This window comes from Bacteroides sp. MSK.20.12, from assembly GCF_019052435.1.
Taxonomy (GTDB): domain Bacteria; phylum Bacteroidota; class Bacteroidia; order Bacteroidales; family Bacteroidaceae; genus Bacteroides; species Bacteroides xylanisolvens.
This window is the reverse complement of the sequence record NZ_JAHQVH010000047.1, coordinates 13,268-31,189: the sequence shown is the minus strand read 5'-3', so window position 1 is coordinate 31,189 and position 17,922 is coordinate 13,268. Positions and strand designations below refer to the sequence as shown.

20 protein-coding genes are annotated in these 17,922 nt (G+C 42.6%); 12 read left to right on the top strand and 8 right to left on the bottom strand.

The features are described from left to right. The first annotated feature begins 3 nt into the window (after positions 1-3). The 3 genes from KTR06_RS19880 (at position 4) to KTR06_RS19870 (ending at position 3,973) form a co-directional block, all read left to right on the top strand. Positions 4-1,743 carry a glutamine--tRNA ligase/YqeY domain fusion protein gene (locus KTR06_RS19880; protein ID WP_004317618.1) on the top strand — a complete coding sequence of 580 codons (1,740 nt, stop codon included), beginning with the start codon at positions 4-6 and terminating at the stop codon, positions 1,741-1,743. Between the two features lie 99 nt (positions 1,744-1,842). Then, positions 1,843-3,294 (top strand): lipopolysaccharide assembly protein LapB, encoded by a 1,452-nt coding sequence (locus tag KTR06_RS19875; RefSeq protein ID WP_004317616.1) that lies wholly within the window; start codon positions 1,843-1,845, stop codon positions 3,292-3,294. 31 nt (positions 3,295-3,325) lie between these two features. Further along, positions 3,326-3,973 (top strand): DedA family protein, encoded by a 648-nt coding sequence (locus tag KTR06_RS19870; RefSeq protein ID WP_008025384.1) that lies wholly within the window; start codon positions 3,326-3,328, stop codon positions 3,971-3,973. Positions 3,974-4,041: 68 nt separating this feature from the next. On the opposite strand, the gene KTR06_RS19865 is transcribed toward KTR06_RS19870, so the two are convergent. Together KTR06_RS19865 and tpx are read right to left on the bottom strand one after the other, a co-directional pair. Beyond that, the gene (locus KTR06_RS19865; protein ID WP_004317613.1) at positions 4,042-4,926 is read right to left on the bottom strand and encodes a DUF3078 domain-containing protein; all 885 of its coding nucleotides are present in this window, start codon (positions 4,924-4,926) and stop codon (positions 4,042-4,044) included. 184 nt (positions 4,927-5,110) lie between these two features. Beyond that, positions 5,111-5,611 (bottom strand): thiol peroxidase, encoded by a 501-nt coding sequence (gene tpx, locus KTR06_RS19860; protein ID WP_004296650.1) that lies wholly within the window; start codon positions 5,609-5,611, stop codon positions 5,111-5,113. 137 nt (positions 5,612-5,748) lie between these two features. Here tpx and KTR06_RS19855 point away from each other — a divergent pair, with 137 nt between their 5' ends. The 4 genes from KTR06_RS19855 to KTR06_RS19840 all read left to right on the top strand — a co-directional run bounded on the left by KTR06_RS19855 (position 5,749) and on the right by KTR06_RS19840 (position 8,552). Next, on the top strand, positions 5,749-6,312 hold the full coding sequence (locus KTR06_RS19855) for an HdeD family acid-resistance protein (protein ID WP_004317609.1): 564 nt from the start codon (positions 5,749-5,751) through the stop codon (positions 6,310-6,312). A gap of 83 nt (positions 6,313-6,395) precedes the next feature. Beyond that, positions 6,396-6,875: a DUF4494 domain-containing protein gene (locus tag KTR06_RS19850; protein ID WP_004296648.1), complete on the top strand. Its 480-nt coding sequence runs from the start codon at positions 6,396-6,398 to the stop codon at positions 6,873-6,875. Positions 6,876-6,881: 6 nt separating this feature from the next. Further along, positions 6,882-7,550 (top strand): YggS family pyridoxal phosphate-dependent enzyme, encoded by a 669-nt coding sequence (locus KTR06_RS19845; RefSeq protein ID WP_217290751.1) that lies wholly within the window; start codon positions 6,882-6,884, stop codon positions 7,548-7,550. A gap of 24 nt (positions 7,551-7,574) precedes the next feature. Then, positions 7,575-8,552: a dihydroorotate dehydrogenase-like protein gene (locus tag KTR06_RS19840; RefSeq protein ID WP_004317603.1), complete on the top strand. Its 978-nt coding sequence runs from the start codon at positions 7,575-7,577 to the stop codon at positions 8,550-8,552. Between the two features lie 107 nt (positions 8,553-8,659). Here KTR06_RS19840 and KTR06_RS19835 read toward each other — a convergent pair whose 3' ends face one another. Beyond that, entirely contained in the window at positions 8,660-9,985 is a 1,326-nt protein-coding gene (locus tag KTR06_RS19835) for a PhoH family protein (protein WP_008643360.1), read from the bottom strand. Between the two features lie 132 nt (positions 9,986-10,117). On the opposite strand from KTR06_RS19835, the gene KTR06_RS19830 reads away from it, so the two are divergent. Further along, a complete protein-coding gene (locus tag KTR06_RS19830; RefSeq protein ID WP_009041086.1) occupies positions 10,118-11,608 on the top strand; it encodes a folylpolyglutamate synthase/dihydrofolate synthase family protein in 1,491 nt (496 codons plus the stop codon). Here KTR06_RS19830 and KTR06_RS19825 read toward each other — a convergent pair. The 4 genes from KTR06_RS19825 to KTR06_RS19810 all read right to left on the bottom strand — a co-directional run bounded on the left by KTR06_RS19825 (position 11,576) and on the right by KTR06_RS19810 (position 13,460). Beyond that, complete coding sequence (locus KTR06_RS19825; RefSeq protein WP_004327226.1) at positions 11,576-11,950, bottom strand: RidA family protein; 375 nt, start codon at positions 11,948-11,950, stop codon at positions 11,576-11,578. The two genes, KTR06_RS19830 and KTR06_RS19825, sit on opposite strands and share 33 nt — an antisense overlap. Positions 11,951-12,029: 79 nt before the next feature. Then, positions 12,030-12,323 (bottom strand): RyR domain-containing protein, encoded by a 294-nt coding sequence (locus KTR06_RS19820; RefSeq protein ID WP_032851637.1) that lies wholly within the window; start codon positions 12,321-12,323, stop codon positions 12,030-12,032. Between the two features lie 133 nt (positions 12,324-12,456). Continuing rightward, the gene (locus tag KTR06_RS19815) at positions 12,457-12,963 is read right to left on the bottom strand and encodes a DUF805 domain-containing protein (protein ID WP_008025398.1); all 507 of its coding nucleotides are present in this window, start codon (positions 12,961-12,963) and stop codon (positions 12,457-12,459) included. Between the two features lie 137 nt (positions 12,964-13,100). Further along, positions 13,101-13,460, bottom strand: coding sequence for a hypothetical protein (locus KTR06_RS19810; protein WP_008025401.1), 360 nt, complete (start codon positions 13,458-13,460; stop codon positions 13,101-13,103). Positions 13,461-13,613: 153 nt separating this feature from the next. Here KTR06_RS19810 and KTR06_RS19805 point away from each other — a divergent pair, with 153 nt between their 5' ends. The 4 genes from KTR06_RS19805 to KTR06_RS19790 all read left to right on the top strand — a co-directional run bounded on the left by KTR06_RS19805 (position 13,614) and on the right by KTR06_RS19790 (position 17,293). Next, positions 13,614-15,938, top strand: a complete 2,325-nt coding sequence (locus KTR06_RS19805) for a DUF3987 domain-containing protein (protein WP_217290750.1) — start codon at positions 13,614-13,616, stop codon at positions 15,936-15,938. A gap of 236 nt (positions 15,939-16,174) precedes the next feature. After that, positions 16,175-16,660: an HU family DNA-binding protein gene (locus KTR06_RS19800; protein WP_008025406.1), complete on the top strand. Its 486-nt coding sequence runs from the start codon at positions 16,175-16,177 to the stop codon at positions 16,658-16,660. Positions 16,661-16,734: 74 nt separating this feature from the next. Then, positions 16,735-16,833, top strand: a complete 99-nt coding sequence (locus KTR06_RS19795; RefSeq protein ID WP_004303901.1) for a smalltalk protein — start codon at positions 16,735-16,737, stop codon at positions 16,831-16,833. 16 nt (positions 16,834-16,849) lie between these two features. Then, complete coding sequence (locus KTR06_RS19790) at positions 16,850-17,293, top strand: N-acetylmuramoyl-L-alanine amidase (protein WP_008025408.1); 444 nt, start codon at positions 16,850-16,852, stop codon at positions 17,291-17,293. 86 nt (positions 17,294-17,379) lie between these two features. Here the strand turns inward: KTR06_RS19790 and KTR06_RS19785 are convergent, their stop codons facing one another. Further along, positions 17,380-17,613, bottom strand: coding sequence for a DUF4248 domain-containing protein (locus KTR06_RS19785; RefSeq protein WP_217290749.1), 234 nt, complete (start codon positions 17,611-17,613; stop codon positions 17,380-17,382). Positions 17,614-17,922 lie beyond the last annotated feature (309 nt).

Sequence of the window (17,922 nt, the reverse complement as noted above, 5' to 3'; positions counted from 1 at the left end):
GTTATGACAGATATTAAAAACGAAGAAGCAGGCGAAAAGAAAAGCTTGAACTTTATTGAACAGGCAGTAGAGAAAGACTTGAAAGAAGGTAAAAATGGTGGAAAAGTACAGACACGCTTCCCGCCCGAACCTAACGGTTACCTTCACATCGGCCATGCCAAAGCTATTTGCCTTGATTTCGGCATCGCAGAAAAACACGGCGGTGTATGTAACCTTCGTTTCGACGACACAAACCCGACCAAGGAAGATGTGGAATATGTAGAAGCTATCAAAGAAGACATTCAATGGTTGGGCTACCAGTGGGGAAACGAATACTACGCTTCCGACTACTTCCAACAATTATGGGACTTCGCTATCCGCCTGATCCAGGAGGGAAAAGCATATATTGACGAACAAAGCTCCGAACTGATCGCACAGCAAAAAGGTACTCCTACCCAACCGGGTGTGGAAAGCCCTTACCGCAACCGTCCTATCGAAGAAAGCCTCGAACTTTTTAAGAAAATGAATAGCGGCGAGATCGAAGAAGGTGCCATGGTGCTCCGTGCCAAGATTGACATGGCTAACCCGAATATGCACTTCCGCGATCCGATTATTTATCGTGTAGTGAAACACCCGCACCACCGTACAGGTACTACCTGGAAAGCTTATCCGATGTATGACTTTGCTCACGGACAGAGTGACTTCTTCGAAGGAGTAACTCACTCGCTGTGTACACTCGAATTTGTGGTACACCGTCCTCTTTACGACCTCTTCATCGACTGGCTGAAAGAAGGAAAAGACCTGAACGACAACCGTCCCCGTCAGACTGAATTCAACAAACTGAACCTAAGCTACACCCTGATGAGCAAACGTAACCTGCTCACACTGGTGAAAGAAGGATTGGTGAACGGATGGGACGACCCCCGTATGCCGACTATCTGCGGTTTCCGCCGTCGCGGTTATTCACCGGAATCTATTCATAAATTTATTGATAAAATCGGATATACCACATACGATGCCCTGAACGACATCGCCCTGTTGGAAAGCTCCGTTCGGGACGACCTGAACAGCCGTGCCACCCGTGTATCGGCAGTGATCAACCCGGTTAAACTAATCATCACCAACTATCCGGAAGGACAGGTTGAAGAACTGGAAGCAATCAACAACCCGGAAGACCCGGAAGCAGGAAGCCACCTGATCGAATTCAGCCGTGAACTGTGGATGGAACGCGAAGACTTCATGGAAGACGCTCCCAAGAAATATTTCCGCATGACACCGGGACAGGAAGTACGCCTCAAAAATGCCTATATCGTAAAATGCACCGGTTGCAAGAAAGACGAAAACGGCGTAATAACAGAGGTATATTGCGAATATGACGCTAATACCCGTAGCGGTATGCCGGACGCAAACCGCAAGGTGAAAGGCACGCTCCATTGGGTAAGCTGCAATCACTGCCTACAAGCAGAAGTACGTTTGTACGACCGCCTGTGGAAAGTGGAAAACCCACGCGACGAACTGGCTGCCATCCGCGAAGCAAAAAATTGCGAAGCACTGGAAGCCATGAAAGAAATCATCAATCCGGACTCATTGAAAGTTCTGCCCAACTGCTACATAGAGAAGTTCGCAGCTACCCTGCCTACACTCTCCTACCTGCAGTTCCAACGGATCGGTTACTTTAATATCGACAAAGAATCAACCCCGGAAAAACTGATTTTCAACCGCACAGTAGGGTTGAAAGATACGTGGGGGAAGATTAATAAATAACCTTTCACCACAGATTACACGGATTAACACAGATTAGAGAAATAAAGGATAAAAATCTGTGTTAATCCGTGTAATCTGTGGTAAACAAAATTAATAAAAATGGGTAGAAAGAACTCACCATCAGCAAAAAAGCAACTAGCCACACTTATCACAAACTACGAAAAAGCAAAAGCAGAAAACCGACAACTTTATCTGGATGCTGACCAACTGGCCGACATCGCCGACTGGTATGCCTCCGAACGAAAATTTGAAGAAGCACAAGAAGTAATCACCTACGGACTTAAGATACATCCGGGAAATACAGCTTTACTCATCGAACAAGCCTATCTTTACCTGGACACCCAAAAACTGCAAAAAGCAAAGAAAGTAGCAGATTCCATCACCGAAGATTTTGACTCGGAAGTGAAACTGCTGAAAGCCGAACTATTGCTGAATGGAGGAAAACTGGAAGAAGCCCAATGGCTATTAAGTACGATAGCGGATGCCGACGAACTGGAAACAATCATTGATGTCGTATTTCTCTATCTGGACATGGGATACCCGGATGCAGCCAAAGAATGGCTCGACCGAGGTAAATCGCGTTATGCCGAAGATGAAGAATATATGGCCCTCACAGCCGATTATCTGGCATCGACTCACCAAGTAGAATCAGCCATCATCTATTACAACAAACTCATCGACAAATCCCCTTTCAACCCTTCCTACTGGATGGGACTGGTGAAATGTTACTTTGTTCAGGAACAAATAGACAAGGCCATCGAAGCCTGTGATTTTGCGTTGGCAGCCGACGATCAGTGTGGAGAAGCCTACGCTTATAAAGCGCATTGTTTTTTCTATCTGAACAATTCGGATGATGCCATCGAGAATTACCAAAAAGCGATCGAACTCAAATCCATCCCCCCTGAACTGGGTTATATGTTCATGGGAATATCCTACGGCAATAAAGAAGAATGGCAGAAAGCCGATGACTATTACGACAAAGTAATCGCACGTTTTGAAGAAGACGGAGACAGACAGTCTGTCCTATTAATAGACACATATACCAGCAAAGCCTTCGCCCTGTCTCATCTGGAAAGATATGAAGAAGCACATCAGCTCTGCGAGAAAGCCAAAGAGATAAACCCGAATGAAGGATTGATTTATCTGACAGAGGGAAAACTATATCTGGCAGAGGAGCTGGAAGACGAAGCAGCCTTGTCTTTCGAAAAAGCGATAGAGATTAACTCTAACATAGAAATGTGGTATATGATCGCTTCTGCTTATTCGGAAAGTGACTATCTGATAGAAGCCAAAGAATACTTTGAAAAAGCGTACCAGATGAATCCGAAATACGAAGATGTGACGGAGAAATTGAGTGTGCTTTGCCTCATGCACGGTGAAATCGACAACTTCTTTAAATACAACAAAGAATGTGAACATCCACTGGAAGAAGATATGATTCTGGATCTGTTAAATAGTCCCGAACATAGAGAGGAAGATGAAAGAACTCTCAAGGAAGTGTGGGAACGCATGAAAAAGGAGAATAAGAAAAAGAAGAAAGGGAAAAAATAAATCAGATTAATAAATTCTATCCTCAAAAAACATGGAATCAGTAGCAGAACTTCTTAAATGGGTATTAGAAAATTTGAACTATTGGGTAGTCACCATTTTTATGGCTATCGAAAGTTCTTTTATTCCCTTCCCCTCGGAAGCCGTAGTGCCACCTGCCGCATGGAAAGCTATGGCAGACGACAGTATGAATATCTTTCTCGTGGTCCTATTTGCCACCATAGGAGCAGATATCGGTGCATTAGTAAATTATTACCTGGCGCGTTGGCTGGGTCGTCCTATTGTCTATAAATTCGCCAACAGCCGTTTAGGGCACATGTGCCTTATTGACGAGGAAAAAGTACACCATGCAGAAGAATATTTCAGAAAGCACGGTGCAGCCTCCACTTTCTTTGGCCGTCTCATTCCGGCTGTACGCCAACTTATCAGTATTCCCGCAGGATTAGCCGGCATGAAATTAGGTCCTTTCCTACTTTACACCACTCTCGGCGCTGCGATATGGAACAGTATATTGGCTCTACTCGGATACCTGATCTACCGGTTTACAGACCTCAAAACCACTAATGACGTCTATGTAATGGCAACCACATACAGCCACGAAATCGGCTATGTCATTATAGCAGTGGTGGTATTGGTCATCGGATTCCTGGCTTATAAAGGACTGAAGAAGAAGAAAAAATAAGTATTAAGTATTAGGTATTAAGTATTACCATGACTAATACTTAATACCTAATACTTAAAAACCAATCCTTAGAAATTGAATTGAACTCCCACTCCCAAGATCTCTTTAAATTGTACACGAGATCCTTTGGTACCATCCTTTTGTACAATCTTCACATCATCGTCATACATCAGGTTAGTAGTGAGCGTGGTTGAAAACCATTTATTGATAATCATATTTATTTGCACCTCCCAGTTCACATCTATGTTCAATGGCTTGTGCAGATAATCGGAATATAAATCCAAACGCGAATATACTGTCATATTCTTCAAAAATTCATATTTGGCTTCCCCTTTCAAGTTAGCACCGAAGCTGGATAACAGGTGTTTGCCCGGGTCTACTCCATAAGCTCCTTCGTCCGAGAGACGGTCATTGAGAACAAATGTTCCGCGCCATGCAGCAGGAGACAATACAACGGTAAATATCTTACCGGGATCATAAGTAAAGCCCAAACCGGTAGTCAAATAAGCGGGAGCCATAAATTCGGAGATAGCAACATCTTTATTGACAGAATAGTCATATCCGGGAGAGAACTGCGTCTGGAAAGTAGCGAATGCGCTGGCATACCAACTTTTGGCAATAGCATAGCCATAATTCGTATTCAAATAAATCTTATCATTAGCCTTCCTGGTTCCGTCGTCACCGGTCTTATTCAATCCATAAGCCAGTTCGATACGATTATTCCACAAATGTTTTCCTTTCTTATAATTAATTTGATAAGTGCCCTGCAAGTCAAAGGCAACAGAGTTATCACCTCCGGCAGCCCAGTTAGTCAGGCTCACCTGTGTCAGTTTCAGTCCGGCAAATCCTTCTTTTGTCCAGGGAGAAGTTTGTGTACTATCGGCAGTTTGAGCCGACAGGGTTCCAGCACCCATACATAGCAGGGTGATGAATAGAGTTTTCATCTTGTTCATGATAATTGAGGTTTAGTGTAGAAAAAACACAACCTAACAAGAACGGAGCCTTGGCAGTTTACCAAGCCTTTTTACCAGTTCCCATTAGGTCAAAATCTTTAAGATAAGTAGCAGTATTAAGTATTATCCGTATTCGTTTATTAGCTGCAACTAATAGTTAATACTTAATACTCCATATTCTATATTACTTTACAGCAGCTAAGGCTTTGTCATAGTCAGGCTCCTGGGTAATTTCAGGAACAAGTTCCGTATAAGCAATCTTGCCATCCTTACCAATCACAACTACCGCACGGGCCAAAAGTCCTGCTAACGGACCATCTGCCATACGCACTCCGTAACTTTCGTCGAAATCAGAGAAGCGGAAATCAGACAGTGGAATTACATTTTCAATACCTTCCGTTGTACAGAAACGACCGTGCGCAAAAGGAAGGTCCTTAGAAATAGCCAATACTACCGTATCTTTCAGTCCGGCAGCCATCTTATTAAACTTACGTACAGAGGTTGCACATACGCTGGTATCCAGACTGGGGAAAATATTTAAAATCACATTTTTACCATTCAAATCTTTCAGAGAGAAAGAAGATAAATCTGTTTTTACCAGCTCGAAGTCAGGAGCTACCTTACCTACTTGTATAAATTCACCGATTAGTTTCACCGGTTGTCCTTTGAAATTTGTTGTTGCCATAATGCATCTATATTTAAAATTTACTTTATATAGGAAACAACGATTCCCCCAAATATGTTCACGGAAAACCTTTTCTAAATTGAATTTGTTATTCCACAACGAAATCACCCTAGTATTCAATTTAAAATATAAAATGTATGGAAACTGTATTCAATGAGATTCAACATTCAGTAAAAAATTGGTGGACTTCTCTTCTTTTGGGAATCGTGTATATCATTGTAGCCCTTTGGCTCATGTTCTCACCCGTGAGCACCTATGTAGCTTTAAGTATCATTTTCAGCGTATCGATGTTGATAAGCGGTATTTTAGAAATTATCTTCGCTTTTAGCAACCGGAAAGGTGTCCCGAGCTGGGGATGGTATATCGTAGGCGGACTGATCGACCTTGTTCTGGGCATCTACCTGATTGCCTACCCAATGGTCAGCATGGAAGTCATTCCTTTTATCATAGCCTTCTGGCTTATGTTCCGCGGCTTCTCCTCCACCGGCTATTCCATCGACTTGAAACGTTACGGAACCCGCGACTGGGGCTGGTACATGGCTTTCGGTATCCTTGCCATTCTGTGTTCCCTTTTAATATTATGGCAACCCGCTATAGGAGCACTCTACGCAGTCTACATGATTTCTTTTACTTTCCTCATCATCGGACTTTTCCGTGTCATGCTTTCATTTGAACTAAAAAATCTGCATAAAAGAAAATAAAAATCTTTCGGCACTTACTTTGGTATTTTGTTTATCTTTGTAGGCAATTTACATGAATCAATTAATTAAAAAGGAAGAAAATTATGGCAATGCATACATGGTTTGAGTGCAAGATCCGTTATGAGAAAGTAATGGAAAACGGAATGCAGAAGAAAGTAACTGAACCTTATCTTGTTGATGCACTCAGCTTTACAGAAGCAGAAGCACGGATTATCGAAGAAATGACTCCGTTTATCTCCGGAGAATTTACCGTTTCGGACATCAAACGTGCCAACTATAGCGAATTATTCCCCAGTGACGAAGAAAGTGCCGACCGCTGGTTCAAATGCAAACTTATTTTTATCACGCTCGATGAAAAAAGCGGTGCGGAAAAAAAGACTTCCACTCAAGTATTGGTACAAGCTGCCGACTTGCGTGATGCAGTGAAAAAGCTGGATGAGGGCATGAAAGGAACCATGGCAGATTATCAGATCGGTATGGTATCCGAAACTCCGCTCATGGATGTATATCCTTACAGCGCCGAACCGAATGACAAACCGGAATTTGATCCGTCAAAAGCATAAGTAACAATGAGTATTGCTGACAATTTAAAGCAAGTGCTGGCCGAACTCCCTCAAGGAGTCCGGCTGGTTGCTGTCTCAAAATTCCATCCCAATGAAGCGATAGAAGAAGCATATCAGGCGGGACAGCGTATTTTTGGAGAAAGCAAAGTGCAGGAAATGACAGCTAAATACGAAAGTTTGCCGAAAGATATCGAATGGCATTTTATCGGGCACCTGCAAACGAATAAAATCAAATACATGATACCATACGTAGCGATGATTCATGGAATTGATAGTTATAAACTACTAGCCGAAGTCAACAAACAAGCTATCAAGGCCGGACGTACTGTGAACTGCCTGTTGCAGATTCACGTTGCACAGGAAGAAACCAAATTTGGTTTCAGTCCCGAAGAATGTAAAGAGATGCTGAATGTCGGAGAATGGAAAGAGCTGACTCATGTGCGCATCTGCGGATTAATGGGTATGGCCAGCAACACCGATTGTATTGAACAAATCAACCGAGAATTTTGTTCACTAAATAGACTCTTTAACGAGATAAAAACAACTTGGTTCACCCACTCTGATACTTTCTGCGAACTATCAATGGGAATGTCACATGACTATCACGAAGCCATTGCCGCAGGAAGTACGCTGGTACGAGTAGGAAGCAAGATTTTCGGAGAAAGAAATTATTGATTAAGTATTAAAAAACATATTGCTATGACCGATTTAAAAACTACTTTCGCAGGGCTTTCTCTTAGAAACCCTATCATCATCAGTAGCTCAGGGCTGACCAACAGTGTCGGCAAAAACAAAAAATTGGCCGAAGATGGTGCCGGTGCTATCGTTCTGAAATCACTGTTTGAGGAACAGATCATGCTGGAAGCAGATCAACTGAAAGACCCGGCATTCTATCCCGAAGCCAGTGACTATCTGGAAGAATATATCCGTGAGCACAAGTTATCTGAATACCTGACTTTAATAAAAGAAAGCAAAAAGGTATGCCCCATTCCTATCATTGCCAGCATCAACTGCTACACTGATTCCGAATGGATCGACTTTGCAAAGAAGATTGAAGAGGCTGGTGCCGACGCATTGGAAATCAATATCCTCGCCTTGCAATCAGAACTGCAATATACATACGGTTCATTCGAACAACGCCACATCGACATTCTCCGCCGCATCAAGCAGACGGTTAATATTCCTGTTATCATGAAGCTGGGCGATAACCTGACCAATCCTGTGGTATTGATCGATCAGTTGTATGCCAACGGTGCAGCCGCAGTTGTTCTCTTCAACCGCTTCTATCAGCCGGACATCAACATCGAAAAGATGGAGCATATTTCAGGAGAAATATTCAGTAATGCTTCCGACCTCGCCAATCCGCTCCGCTGGATTGGAATTGCATCTGCAGTAGTAGATAAGATCGACTATGCAGCTTCCGGTGGTGTTGCCAATGCTGAATCAGTAGTGAAAGCGATCCTTGCTGGTGCTTCAGCCGTAGAAGTATGTAGCGCAGTCTATCTGAATACAAACGCATTTATTGGAGAAGCTAACCGCTTCCTCTCTGCATGGATGGAACGCAAAGGATTCGAAAATATAGCTCAATTCAAAGGCAAACTGAATATCAAAGATATTAAAGGCGTCAATACATTTGAACGTACACAATTCCTTAAATATTTCGGAAAGAAAGAATAATGAAATGAAGAATGAAAAATGAAGAATGAAGAATGAAGAATAAGCTGCGCTATTATGCTGCATAGTAAATTCTTCATTTTTCATTCTTCATTCTTCATTTTCATTTCCTACAGCAGGTTGCTTGCCAGTTCACTCAATTCACTTCGTTCACCTTTCAGCAAATTGACGTGTGCAAAGATATTCTGGTCTTTCATACGATCAATCATATATACCAAGCCATTGGACTGACTATCCAGATAAGGTTGGTCAATCTGCTGGATATCTCCCGTAAATACCATCTTCGTACCTTCGCCTGCACGGGTGATGATTGTCTTTATTTCATTTGGGGTCAGATTCTGCGCTTCGTCAATGATGCAATACATTTCGCTCAAACTACGACCACGGATAAATGCCAGAGCTTCAATCACCAGCTGTTCGCTTTTCTGCATATCTTCTATGCGCTTCACTTCGGTAGAGTTTGCTGCAAACTGACGTTTTATCACGTTCAGATTGTCAAATAATGGTTGCATATAAGGAGCTACTTTCTCTTGTGCATCTCCCGGAAGGAAACCTATGTCTTTATTAGAAAGCGCTACAACAGGACGTGCCAGCAAAATCTGTTTGTAATCCGTCAGCTTGCCCAAAGCAGCAGCCAAAGCCAGCAATGTCTTACCTGTTCCTGCTTTTCCTGTCAGAGCTACCAGTTTGATATTCGGATCATTCAGGATCTCAAAAGCAAAACTCTGTTCCGCATTCCGGGGTTCGATTCCATAATTTTTCCCTTTCAGCACGCGGATAATAGAATGTGTGAAAGGATTGTAGCGTGCCAGTACACTGTTCCGGTCACTCTTCAACACAAAACATTCATTGGGATGAACCAAATCTTTAAAGTCGAATTCACTCAAGTCAATACCTTCTTTGGAAGAATAAATGCGGTCGATCAATGCAGGATCTACATTTTCGAAAATCTCATTCGACTTCTCGAACACATCTACATTGACCACCTTATCCGTAATATAATCTTCGCAAAGCAAACCGATTGAACGAGCTTTCATACGCAGATTCACATCCTTGGTCACTAAGATAGATTTCACATTCGGATACTTATCGGCCAGATATTCGGTTGCCGCCAAAATCAGATGGTCGGGTTTCTTTATTGGAAACGATTCCCACACTTTGGTAGCCGGCACATTGCTTGTCACGACAAACAAACGTCCCAATCCTTCGCCGAGTTTCACCCCTTCGGAGAAAAGCTCATCGCTAGTCAATACATCCAATTCGCGTACGAACTCACGAGCATTGAAATTAATCTGCTCGTTTCCTTTTTTGAACTTATCCAGTTCTTCGAGTACAACAAGAGGGAGGTAAATATCATTTTCCTGAAAATTCTTCAAGCAATTGTAATCGTGAAGAATAACATTTGTGTCTAACACAAAATTTTTCTTAGTTCCCATGATTTCTTAGATTTAAATGTTGATATTTGCAATCTCATTCGCCAATCCCCGCATTTACGGTTAGATTGACGGTTCTAAAGATAAACAAATTAGCGGGCAATAAAGATTGCCCGAAGTTAAATATTATAAAACATGGACTATCAGAACACTTTAAAGTACTTATATGAGAGTGCGCCAATGTTTCAACAAATAGGAAGCAAAGCATATAAGCCGGGTTTAGAGACCACACACAAATTGGACGAACATTTTGGGCATCCTCATCAACAATTCAAGACGATACATATCGCCGGAACCAATGGAAAAGGATCCTGTTCACATACCATCGCAGCCGTATTGCAATGCGCCGGTTACCGGGTAGGACTATTCACCTCCCCTCATTTAATCGACTTCCGCGAACGTATCCGTATCAACGGTGAGATGATACCAGAAGAGTATGTAGTCAATTTCGTAGAAGAGCATCGCTCTTTCTTCGAGCCGTTGCATCCTTCATTCTTCGAACTGACCACCGCTATGGCATTCCGTTATTTTGCCGACCAGAAAGTAGATGTAGCAGTTATCGAAGTAGGCATGGGCGGAAGATTGGACTGTACGAATATCATCCATCCGGATTTGTGTGTTATCACCAACATAGGTCTCGACCACACCCAATATCTGGGTGACACGCTGACGAAGATTGCCAAAGAGAAAGCCGGAATTATCAAAGAAGGAGTTCCAGTCGTTATCGGCAGAGCCCAAGGGGCGGTGAAACGTGTATTTACCATGAAAGCTAAAGAAAAGAATGCGCCCATCGAATATGCCCGTGAAAATACCCGATACTGGGACATGGAAATAGTTCCTTATTCGAAATTGCAAGAAATAAGACCGATGATGGACAACACAATTCAGAGCATGCACGAAATGATCGAAGCAATGGACGAACAATCAGAAGAAGAGGCAAATCAGATGCGGCAAGCATTACTCATGTTAGACCTGCCAGACAGTCTACGTGCGCTAGACCGGATACTCGACAAAAGAAAAGATGCTATCAAAATCCACAATGAGATGTTTCCTTTCGGACTTTTCACAGAGTTGAGCGGAGCTTACCAATTCGAAAATATGTTCACCATCCTAAAAGCCCTTGCGACACTGACCCGTCTGAACTACAACATCAGATCCCAGGACTATCGCGCAGGTCTTGCAAACGTATGTCAGCTCACCGGTCTGATGGGGCGTTGGCAGAAAGTACACAGCTATCCGGATATTATCTGTGACACGGGACATAATGTTGATGGAATCGAATATATCCATGTACAGCTCAATGCCATTCACAAAACTTTCGATCAGGAGATCCATTTTGTATTCGGCATGGTCAATGACAAAGACATCCGGGGAGTTCTGCGAGCATTGCCGAAATATGCCACCTATTATTTTACCAAAGCAAGCGTGAAACGCGCGCTTCCGGAAAATGAACTATTGGCATTGGCAGAAGAAGCCGGATTGAAAGGTACCACCTACCCCACTGTTGTGGAAGCTGTACAGGCGGCAAAAAAGAACTGCCCCCCCAAAGATCTGATCTTTGTAGGAGGCAGCAGTTTCATTGTCGCAGATTTGTTAGCGAACCGCGATACACTCAATCTCTACTAACGCATCCTTGGGCAGAGCTTTTACGGCAACCGCCGAACGTGCCGGAAAAGCTCCGTCAAAATACGTGGCATACACGCCATTCATCCCTGCAAACAGGGACATATCCTGAAGAAATACAGTAGTTTTGACAATGTTTCCCATTGTCAATCCTGCTTCTTCAAGAATGTGTTTGATATTCTCCAACGACTGGCGAGCCTGTCCTTCTATCCCTTCAGCCATCTGTCCCGTAGCGGCATCAATAGGCAACTGACCGGACACAAATACCATACCATTAGCTTCTATCGCCTGACTATAAGGGCCGATAGCCCCCGGAGCTTTCTCACTGCAAATTACTTTTTTCATATCTATTTCTTTTTCTGTTTATAATGGATTTCAAAGATAAAAATAAATTCTGAATAAGATTGTTGCCATCATTCATCATCTATTTTTCATCCTTCGAAATCTTAAACCCCAGTTTCATTATCAGTTTCAAGGTTTCCACTGAAGAATTTCTGTCATATACCTTTTCTTCTTCAGGCAATTCTTCATACGGAACCAGACACGGATGCTGTTTCAATACATCATCCCGCTTTTCGCCATACGTCCAACCTTGTTCTATTCTGGTTTTCGACCAGACCTCATGAACATTCTTAGCCATTTCTTCTACCAGGTATTCCAATTCCTTCGGGAGTTGGATGTGTCCTGTATCCACCGGATTGGGAATATACTCTTTCATCTTACAAATCATTATTTATTATGTTACACTTACAAATTTAGACAAAATATTGAATAACAAACAGGTTAATAACAAAAAAACCTCCTGCAAAACGAATTTCGCAGGAGGCTCTATTATTTCTTCTTTAATAAGATTATTCAGCCTTTTCTTTATCTTCCTCTACAGGAGCTTCCGCAGGTGCAGGAGCAGCTTCTACCGGCTTGTCAACTTTTACATCTTCTCTTGAAACGTTTACAGTCACGTTTACAGAAGCAGGTTGTGCCTGATACGGCATACGGTTTTTCGGATCTGCACCATAAGGATTAGGACCTACCGTGCCATCTGCAAACAGCATGTACAATGCAAAAATCCAACCAACAATAGGCACACAGCACAACAAAATCAGCCAACCGGATTTATTTAAGTCGTGCAGACGTTTCACCCCCTGTGCCAGAGAGAACCAAATAGATGCAATCATAGCAGCAAGACCGATCAATAAACCAAATACTGATCCCCCGGCCGATCCGCTGGCAGCACCCAAAACAAATGTACCTACGCCTAGTGCCCATGCAATACTAGAAACTATACCACCAATAATGCCTGACAAGAAGTATTCGATTCTACGAATACGACCGTCAAATGAGAAAGGAGCTTTGAACATAATTTATTAAGTTTATATGAATAAATAAGTGAGTTTTTATCCGTGTTTCTCAATATGAAAGCAAAGATATAAAAAAAATTAAATAAAGAAAGGATTCGGGCAAAAAGATTGAAAAAATGCCCTATTTTCTGTAGAAATCACAATTTCACCCCATCCCATTGCATCACTACCACCCACTCTTTCGGTTGGCAAGTTCCATGAAAACGGTGCGGAACCGTAGCAACCACCAAATCGCAATTGGAAGCTAATACGGTTCTTAACTCCTTCAGCAACATATCCATACGGATGATTAAATGAAGATACTCCGTCATACACCGGATCACGCGCACATACTGATAAATACACATATCCTCTCCCCGTCTTATCTCACTCAGTGTTTTGGGAGAGATATCAAGTTCGCTCGTAAAAAAACTGTTACTGAAAATACGATCCATATCCATTAAAGCCAATACCAAATTGCTCAAAAACTCGTATGGTTCCTGTTTTTCTTTTGCCATGTCATTCTATGATTAATAATTTATAATATTTCAGTTTTTATTTGCTTTATCAAGTACTATTCACATAGGGAAGCAACCCTATTTTTAATATCCCGACCTTTGTTCCCGTTATCTGATAGTCAGGTAACTCAATCTTACAAAAAACAATTTTATATGAAAGCCTTAGAAGAAATCAAAGTCTCGATTTACGAGAACGTGTATTCAAAAAAGCCCAAAGTCATGTCTTTCCTTGAAGTCATCATTATGTGTATTCATCCGGTCTATGCCTCTATTATAAACGCTATCCGCCGATACTATGCAGAAGGAGACCATGCCGCGGCACAGAAGTTGAAGAGCCAGCTCCCCTGTTTCACTCCGGCAGGTACTTTTGACGGAGCACATGCCATCAAAAACTTCCTCCTCCCCAGCCATATTGTCGGGCTCGATTACGATCATGTAAAAGATCGTCTTCAAGTCATCCAACGTTGTGCGGCAGATCCTCACACGGTAGCGGTCATAGAAAGTCCTACCGACGGAGTGAAAGTTTTCGCCTATGTGGAAGGTATCGAAAACCGCCATCGTGAAGGGCAGCAATTAGTGAGCCGTTACTACAATCAATTGCTGGGATTGGAGAGTGATCCGGCCTGCAAGGACGAAAGTCGTCTGTGTTATTTCAGTTATTCGCCTAATGGATATGTTGCCGGTCTTTATCAGGCATTTGTGTTGGAACCACATCTAAAAGAGGAAACAAACGCTTCCTCTGAAAATAAAGTGCTTCCTCCCTTTCCTCTTCAGGATAATACCCCGGAAAACGTGTCTGAAGCAGAAATCGCCCAATTTATTTCGTCCTATATTTTCCTCCATCCCCTGACCGCCGGACAACGTCATTCCAACGTCTTCAAACTGGCCTGCGAAGCCTCCCGCCGACACTATCCGCAAGAAAGCATATTACGTGAGCTTACTGCATTTTTCGAGCATACAGATTTTCGTCCCGAAGAATTGACAAGTGTTTTATCATCTGGATACAAGCAAGTTAACGAGCACGCACCTGCTTCCTCTACAGCCACCTCTTCTTCCTTTCAAAAGGACATAAGGACAAAAATCCCCTATGGTACTTTAGAAAACTCCGATAGCACCGAAGAAGCCTATTGGCTGGGAGAAGAATTCAGGAAAGGAACACCTTTATTCCCGCGCGATTTGTACAATAATCTTCCCGATCTACTGAATGACTGTATCATTGAAGACGCAAGCGACCGCGAACAAGACATCTCCCTCCTTTCCGATCTTACCGCACTAAGTGCGGCACTTCCACAAACTTTCGGAATTTATAACCACAAAAAATATTCCCCCCATTTGTTCTGTGTCATATTTTCTTCTGCCGGCAGCGGTAAAAGCATTGCCCAAACCGGACGCTATCTATTGGAAGAAATACAGACTGAAATACTGTCTACCAGTGAATCCATGTTAAAAAACTACCATACAGCGCACAATACCTGGCAAGCAGAATGTCAGCGGAAAAGGAAAAAAGGAGAAACGTGTTCCGAAGAGCCTCAAAGACCTCCTTTTAAAATGTTATTCATTCCCGCCACTACCAGTTACACCCGTATGCAAATTCAGATGCAGGACAACGGTTCGCAAGGAAGTATCATTTTCGATACGGAAGCCCAAACGCTCTCCACGGCCAATCACCTGGATTGTGGTAACTTCGATGATATGCTCCGCAAAGCTTTTGAGCACGAAAACATTGATTCTTCCTATAAAGCCAACGGTATTATCCCAATCTATATCCGTTATCCTAAATTAGCTTTGCTTCTAACGGGTACTCCCGGACAGATTGACTGTTTATTAAACAGTTACGGAAACGGACTTCCCAGCCGTATTCTGGCTTACACTTTCCGTGAAGCTCCCCACTGGAAAGAGATGGGTGATGATTGTATTTCATTGGAAGACTCTTTCAAGCCGATTGCCCATCGTGTCTACGAACTATATAATTTCTGCCTGGCGCATCCTGTTTTATTTCATTTCACCCGTCCGCAATGGAACCGTCTGAATGAGATTTTCTCACGTATGCTGTCCGAGGTAGCGATGGAGGGCAATGATGACCTCCAAGCCGTAGTGAAGCGCTATGCTTTTCTGGTGATGCGTATCAGCATGATTCAGACCCGCATCCGGCAATTTGAGGCAACCGATCTCTCCTCCGAAATTTATTGTATAGATGCCGATTTCGAACGGTCTCTTCAAATCGTTCTATGTTGTTACGAGCACAGCCGTCTGTTACACTCATCCATGCCGGCTCCTGCGGTCCGTCCTCTGAAGAATCCGGACATTATTCGTAATTTCGTCAATGAGTTGCCTGACAGCTTCACTACAGATGAAGCAATTCAGATTGGCGCAAAATACGATTTCAACCTTCGTAAGGTTACACGTCTTCTAAAATCACTTAACGGAATAAAAATCAGCAAGGTATCTCATGGTTCTTATACTAAGATGAATAAATAACAGTCATAGGTGTCTTTTTGTCCTTTTGTCCTTTTGGAGAATCGGAAAAACATCGGGAGATTTGAAAAAAACATCTCAATAATTGAAATCAAACATTGGGAAGTTTCGATACAAATCTCCCAATGTTTTTTCTTTTTATCTATGCGCCCGTGTACGTCACTATGCGTCATGTCACTTTTCCAATGTATTACTTTTGTCATGTAATCGATTACAAGACAATTAAAAATTAAAAGTTTATGGCACAGAATTACACTCTCATGGCTCGCAAGAACCTGTTGAAACCTGATGAAACTCCGAAGTACTATGCAGTAGCGCGTAGCGGTCGCAAAGTAACGGTCAAGGAAGTCTGCAAACGAATTACCGAACGTTCTTCTTACTCCAAAGGAGAATTGGAAGGTTGTATCGGTGAGTTCCTGCTCGAAATCGTTAATGTACTGGAGGAAGGAAACATCGTGCAGATGGGTGATCTGGGAAATTTCCGTATGAGTATCAAGACGGGTACTCCTACTGATACGGTAAAAGAATTCAAGGCATCGTGTATCGATAAGGGCAAAGTGCTTTTTTATCCGGGAAGTGACCTTCGCAAACTGTGTAAGACGCTGGATTATACATTGTATAAAAGTGATTCTTCTGCAGATTCGGATAAAGATCCACTTCCTGATGATGGTGACGACAATCAAGGAGGCTCCGGCAGCGGAGAAGCTCCTGACCCGGCAGCATAATCAGCCGGTTATTGATTGGTTCTTGAGTTTATAGTTTATAATGCATGAGTATCTATTCTTTAATTTAAATTCGTATGAAAAAGCAACTTTGGAAAAACATTCTCCAGTTTATCGTGACTATCGCGACTTCTATCATCTCGGCTATCGGTGTAACGTCCTGTGTGGGGCATTAATCTCCTGCTGACCGATATGGAAAATTCAGAAGAAAGCTATCTCCCACGTGAGATTAAGTTGTTGGTGATTCATTGCAGCGCAACGCGCTGCAATGTTCCCTTCACCGTAGAGCAGCTTCGACAATGTCATCTGCAACGAGGTTTCAAGGATATAGGTTATCATTTTTACATCACTCGCAATGGGGAACTTCACCATTGCCGGCCGGTATCGGAACCGGGAGCGCATGTGAGAGGATTCAACCGGCACAGTATTGGAATCTGTTATGAAGGTGGGTTGGATGAAGAAGGCCGTCCGGCGGATACGAGAACACAGGCACAGCGTTTTGCGTTGCTTGACTTGTTGACAATTCTCAAACATCAGTATCCGGAAGCGCAAATCATGGGGCATTATCAACTTAGTGCTTCGATTCATAAAGCTTGTCCCTGTTTTGACAGTCGCAAGGAGTATATGGATATATAAAAAGAACTACGGGAGCTGGCGAAAGTGCAGTCTCCCGTAGTTCTTTTTTATGTTTATATCATTTAGAGATTCAATTATTACAGCATTTATAGCTCTCCCGGCTTTCCTAAATAATAGGCAATAAGCCGTACCTCTCTCACAGAAAATGCCTTTGTCTTCGGATGAAAGTCGGTAGACAGTATCTCATTCATCAATGGCTTGCATCTCCTCATCCACCTTCGGAGTTTATTGACCGAAGCACGAATCGTCAAATCAGGAAAATACATCTGCGCCAACTCTTGTTTATTATAACATTTCACTACAAATTCTGAATGTTCCATCGTTTCTTTATTACTGTTTTATATGCTATAAAGTTACAAAAATTAGAACATATAAACAAAGAAAGAAGAGGCTATTATCCGGTATAATGGAAATAAAAAGAAATATCAACGATCTTCACAGACAGTTGATATAGTGGGAAATTCACATCGGCTTTAACCTCCGATGTCAGGGCGTAGATTAGAAATGCGCCGTCGCGCTATTTCTAATCCACAATGTAGGAGAATCATGCTGTAAACAGCATGAAGCTAGGGACCTACATTTTTTTCATCTCACATACGAAACACTCACGTGTTTATTACATCTCAACA

Excerpts from the sequence above, each read along its gene's own strand:
- KTR06_RS19785 (WP_217290749.1), bottom strand. The coding sequence starts at position 17,613 with ATGGAACATTCAGAATTTGTAGTGAAATGTTATAATAAACAAGAGTTG.
- KTR06_RS19795 (WP_004303901.1), top strand. The coding sequence starts at position 16,735 with ATGAAAAAGCAACTTTGGAAAAACATTCTCCAGTTTATCGTGACTATC.
- KTR06_RS19800 (WP_008025406.1), top strand. The coding sequence starts at position 16,175 with ATGGCACAGAATTACACTCTCATGGCTCGCAAGAACCTGTTGAAACCT.
- KTR06_RS19835 (WP_008643360.1), bottom strand. The coding sequence starts at position 9,985 with ATGGGAACTAAGAAAAATTTTGTGTTAGACACAAATGTTATTCTTCAC.
- KTR06_RS19820 (WP_032851637.1), bottom strand. The coding sequence starts at position 12,323 with ATGAAAGAGTATATTCCCAATCCGGTGGATACAGGACACATCCAACTC.
- KTR06_RS19810 (WP_008025401.1), bottom strand. The coding sequence starts at position 13,460 with ATGGCAAAAGAAAAACAGGAACCATACGAGTTTTTGAGCAATTTGGTA.
- KTR06_RS19790 (WP_008025408.1), top strand. The coding sequence starts at position 16,850 with ATGGAAAATTCAGAAGAAAGCTATCTCCCACGTGAGATTAAGTTGTTG.
- KTR06_RS19840 (WP_004317603.1), top strand. The coding sequence starts at position 7,575 with ATGACCGATTTAAAAACTACTTTCGCAGGGCTTTCTCTTAGAAACCCT.
- KTR06_RS19845 (WP_217290751.1), top strand. The coding sequence starts at position 6,882 with ATGAGTATTGCTGACAATTTAAAGCAAGTGCTGGCCGAACTCCCTCAA.
- KTR06_RS19830 (WP_009041086.1), top strand. The coding sequence starts at position 10,118 with ATGGACTATCAGAACACTTTAAAGTACTTATATGAGAGTGCGCCAATG.
- KTR06_RS19865 (WP_004317613.1), bottom strand. The coding sequence starts at position 4,926 with ATGAACAAGATGAAAACTCTATTCATCACCCTGCTATGTATGGGTGCT.
- KTR06_RS19850 (WP_004296648.1), top strand. The coding sequence starts at position 6,396 with ATGGCAATGCATACATGGTTTGAGTGCAAGATCCGTTATGAGAAAGTA.
- KTR06_RS19805 (WP_217290750.1), top strand. The coding sequence starts at position 13,614 with ATGAAAGCCTTAGAAGAAATCAAAGTCTCGATTTACGAGAACGTGTAT.
- KTR06_RS19855 (WP_004317609.1), top strand. The coding sequence starts at position 5,749 with ATGGAAACTGTATTCAATGAGATTCAACATTCAGTAAAAAATTGGTGG.
- KTR06_RS19875 (WP_004317616.1), top strand. The coding sequence starts at position 1,843 with ATGGGTAGAAAGAACTCACCATCAGCAAAAAAGCAACTAGCCACACTT.
- KTR06_RS19880 (WP_004317618.1), top strand. The coding sequence starts at position 4 with ATGACAGATATTAAAAACGAAGAAGCAGGCGAAAAGAAAAGCTTGAAC.
- KTR06_RS19815 (WP_008025398.1), bottom strand. The coding sequence starts at position 12,963 with ATGTTCAAAGCTCCTTTCTCATTTGACGGTCGTATTCGTAGAATCGAA.
- tpx (WP_004296650.1), bottom strand. The coding sequence starts at position 5,611 with ATGGCAACAACAAATTTCAAAGGACAACCGGTGAAACTAATCGGTGAA.
- KTR06_RS19825 (WP_004327226.1), bottom strand. The coding sequence starts at position 11,950 with ATGAAAAAAGTAATTTGCAGTGAGAAAGCTCCGGGGGCTATCGGCCCT.
- KTR06_RS19870 (WP_008025384.1), top strand. The coding sequence starts at position 3,326 with ATGGAATCAGTAGCAGAACTTCTTAAATGGGTATTAGAAAATTTGAAC.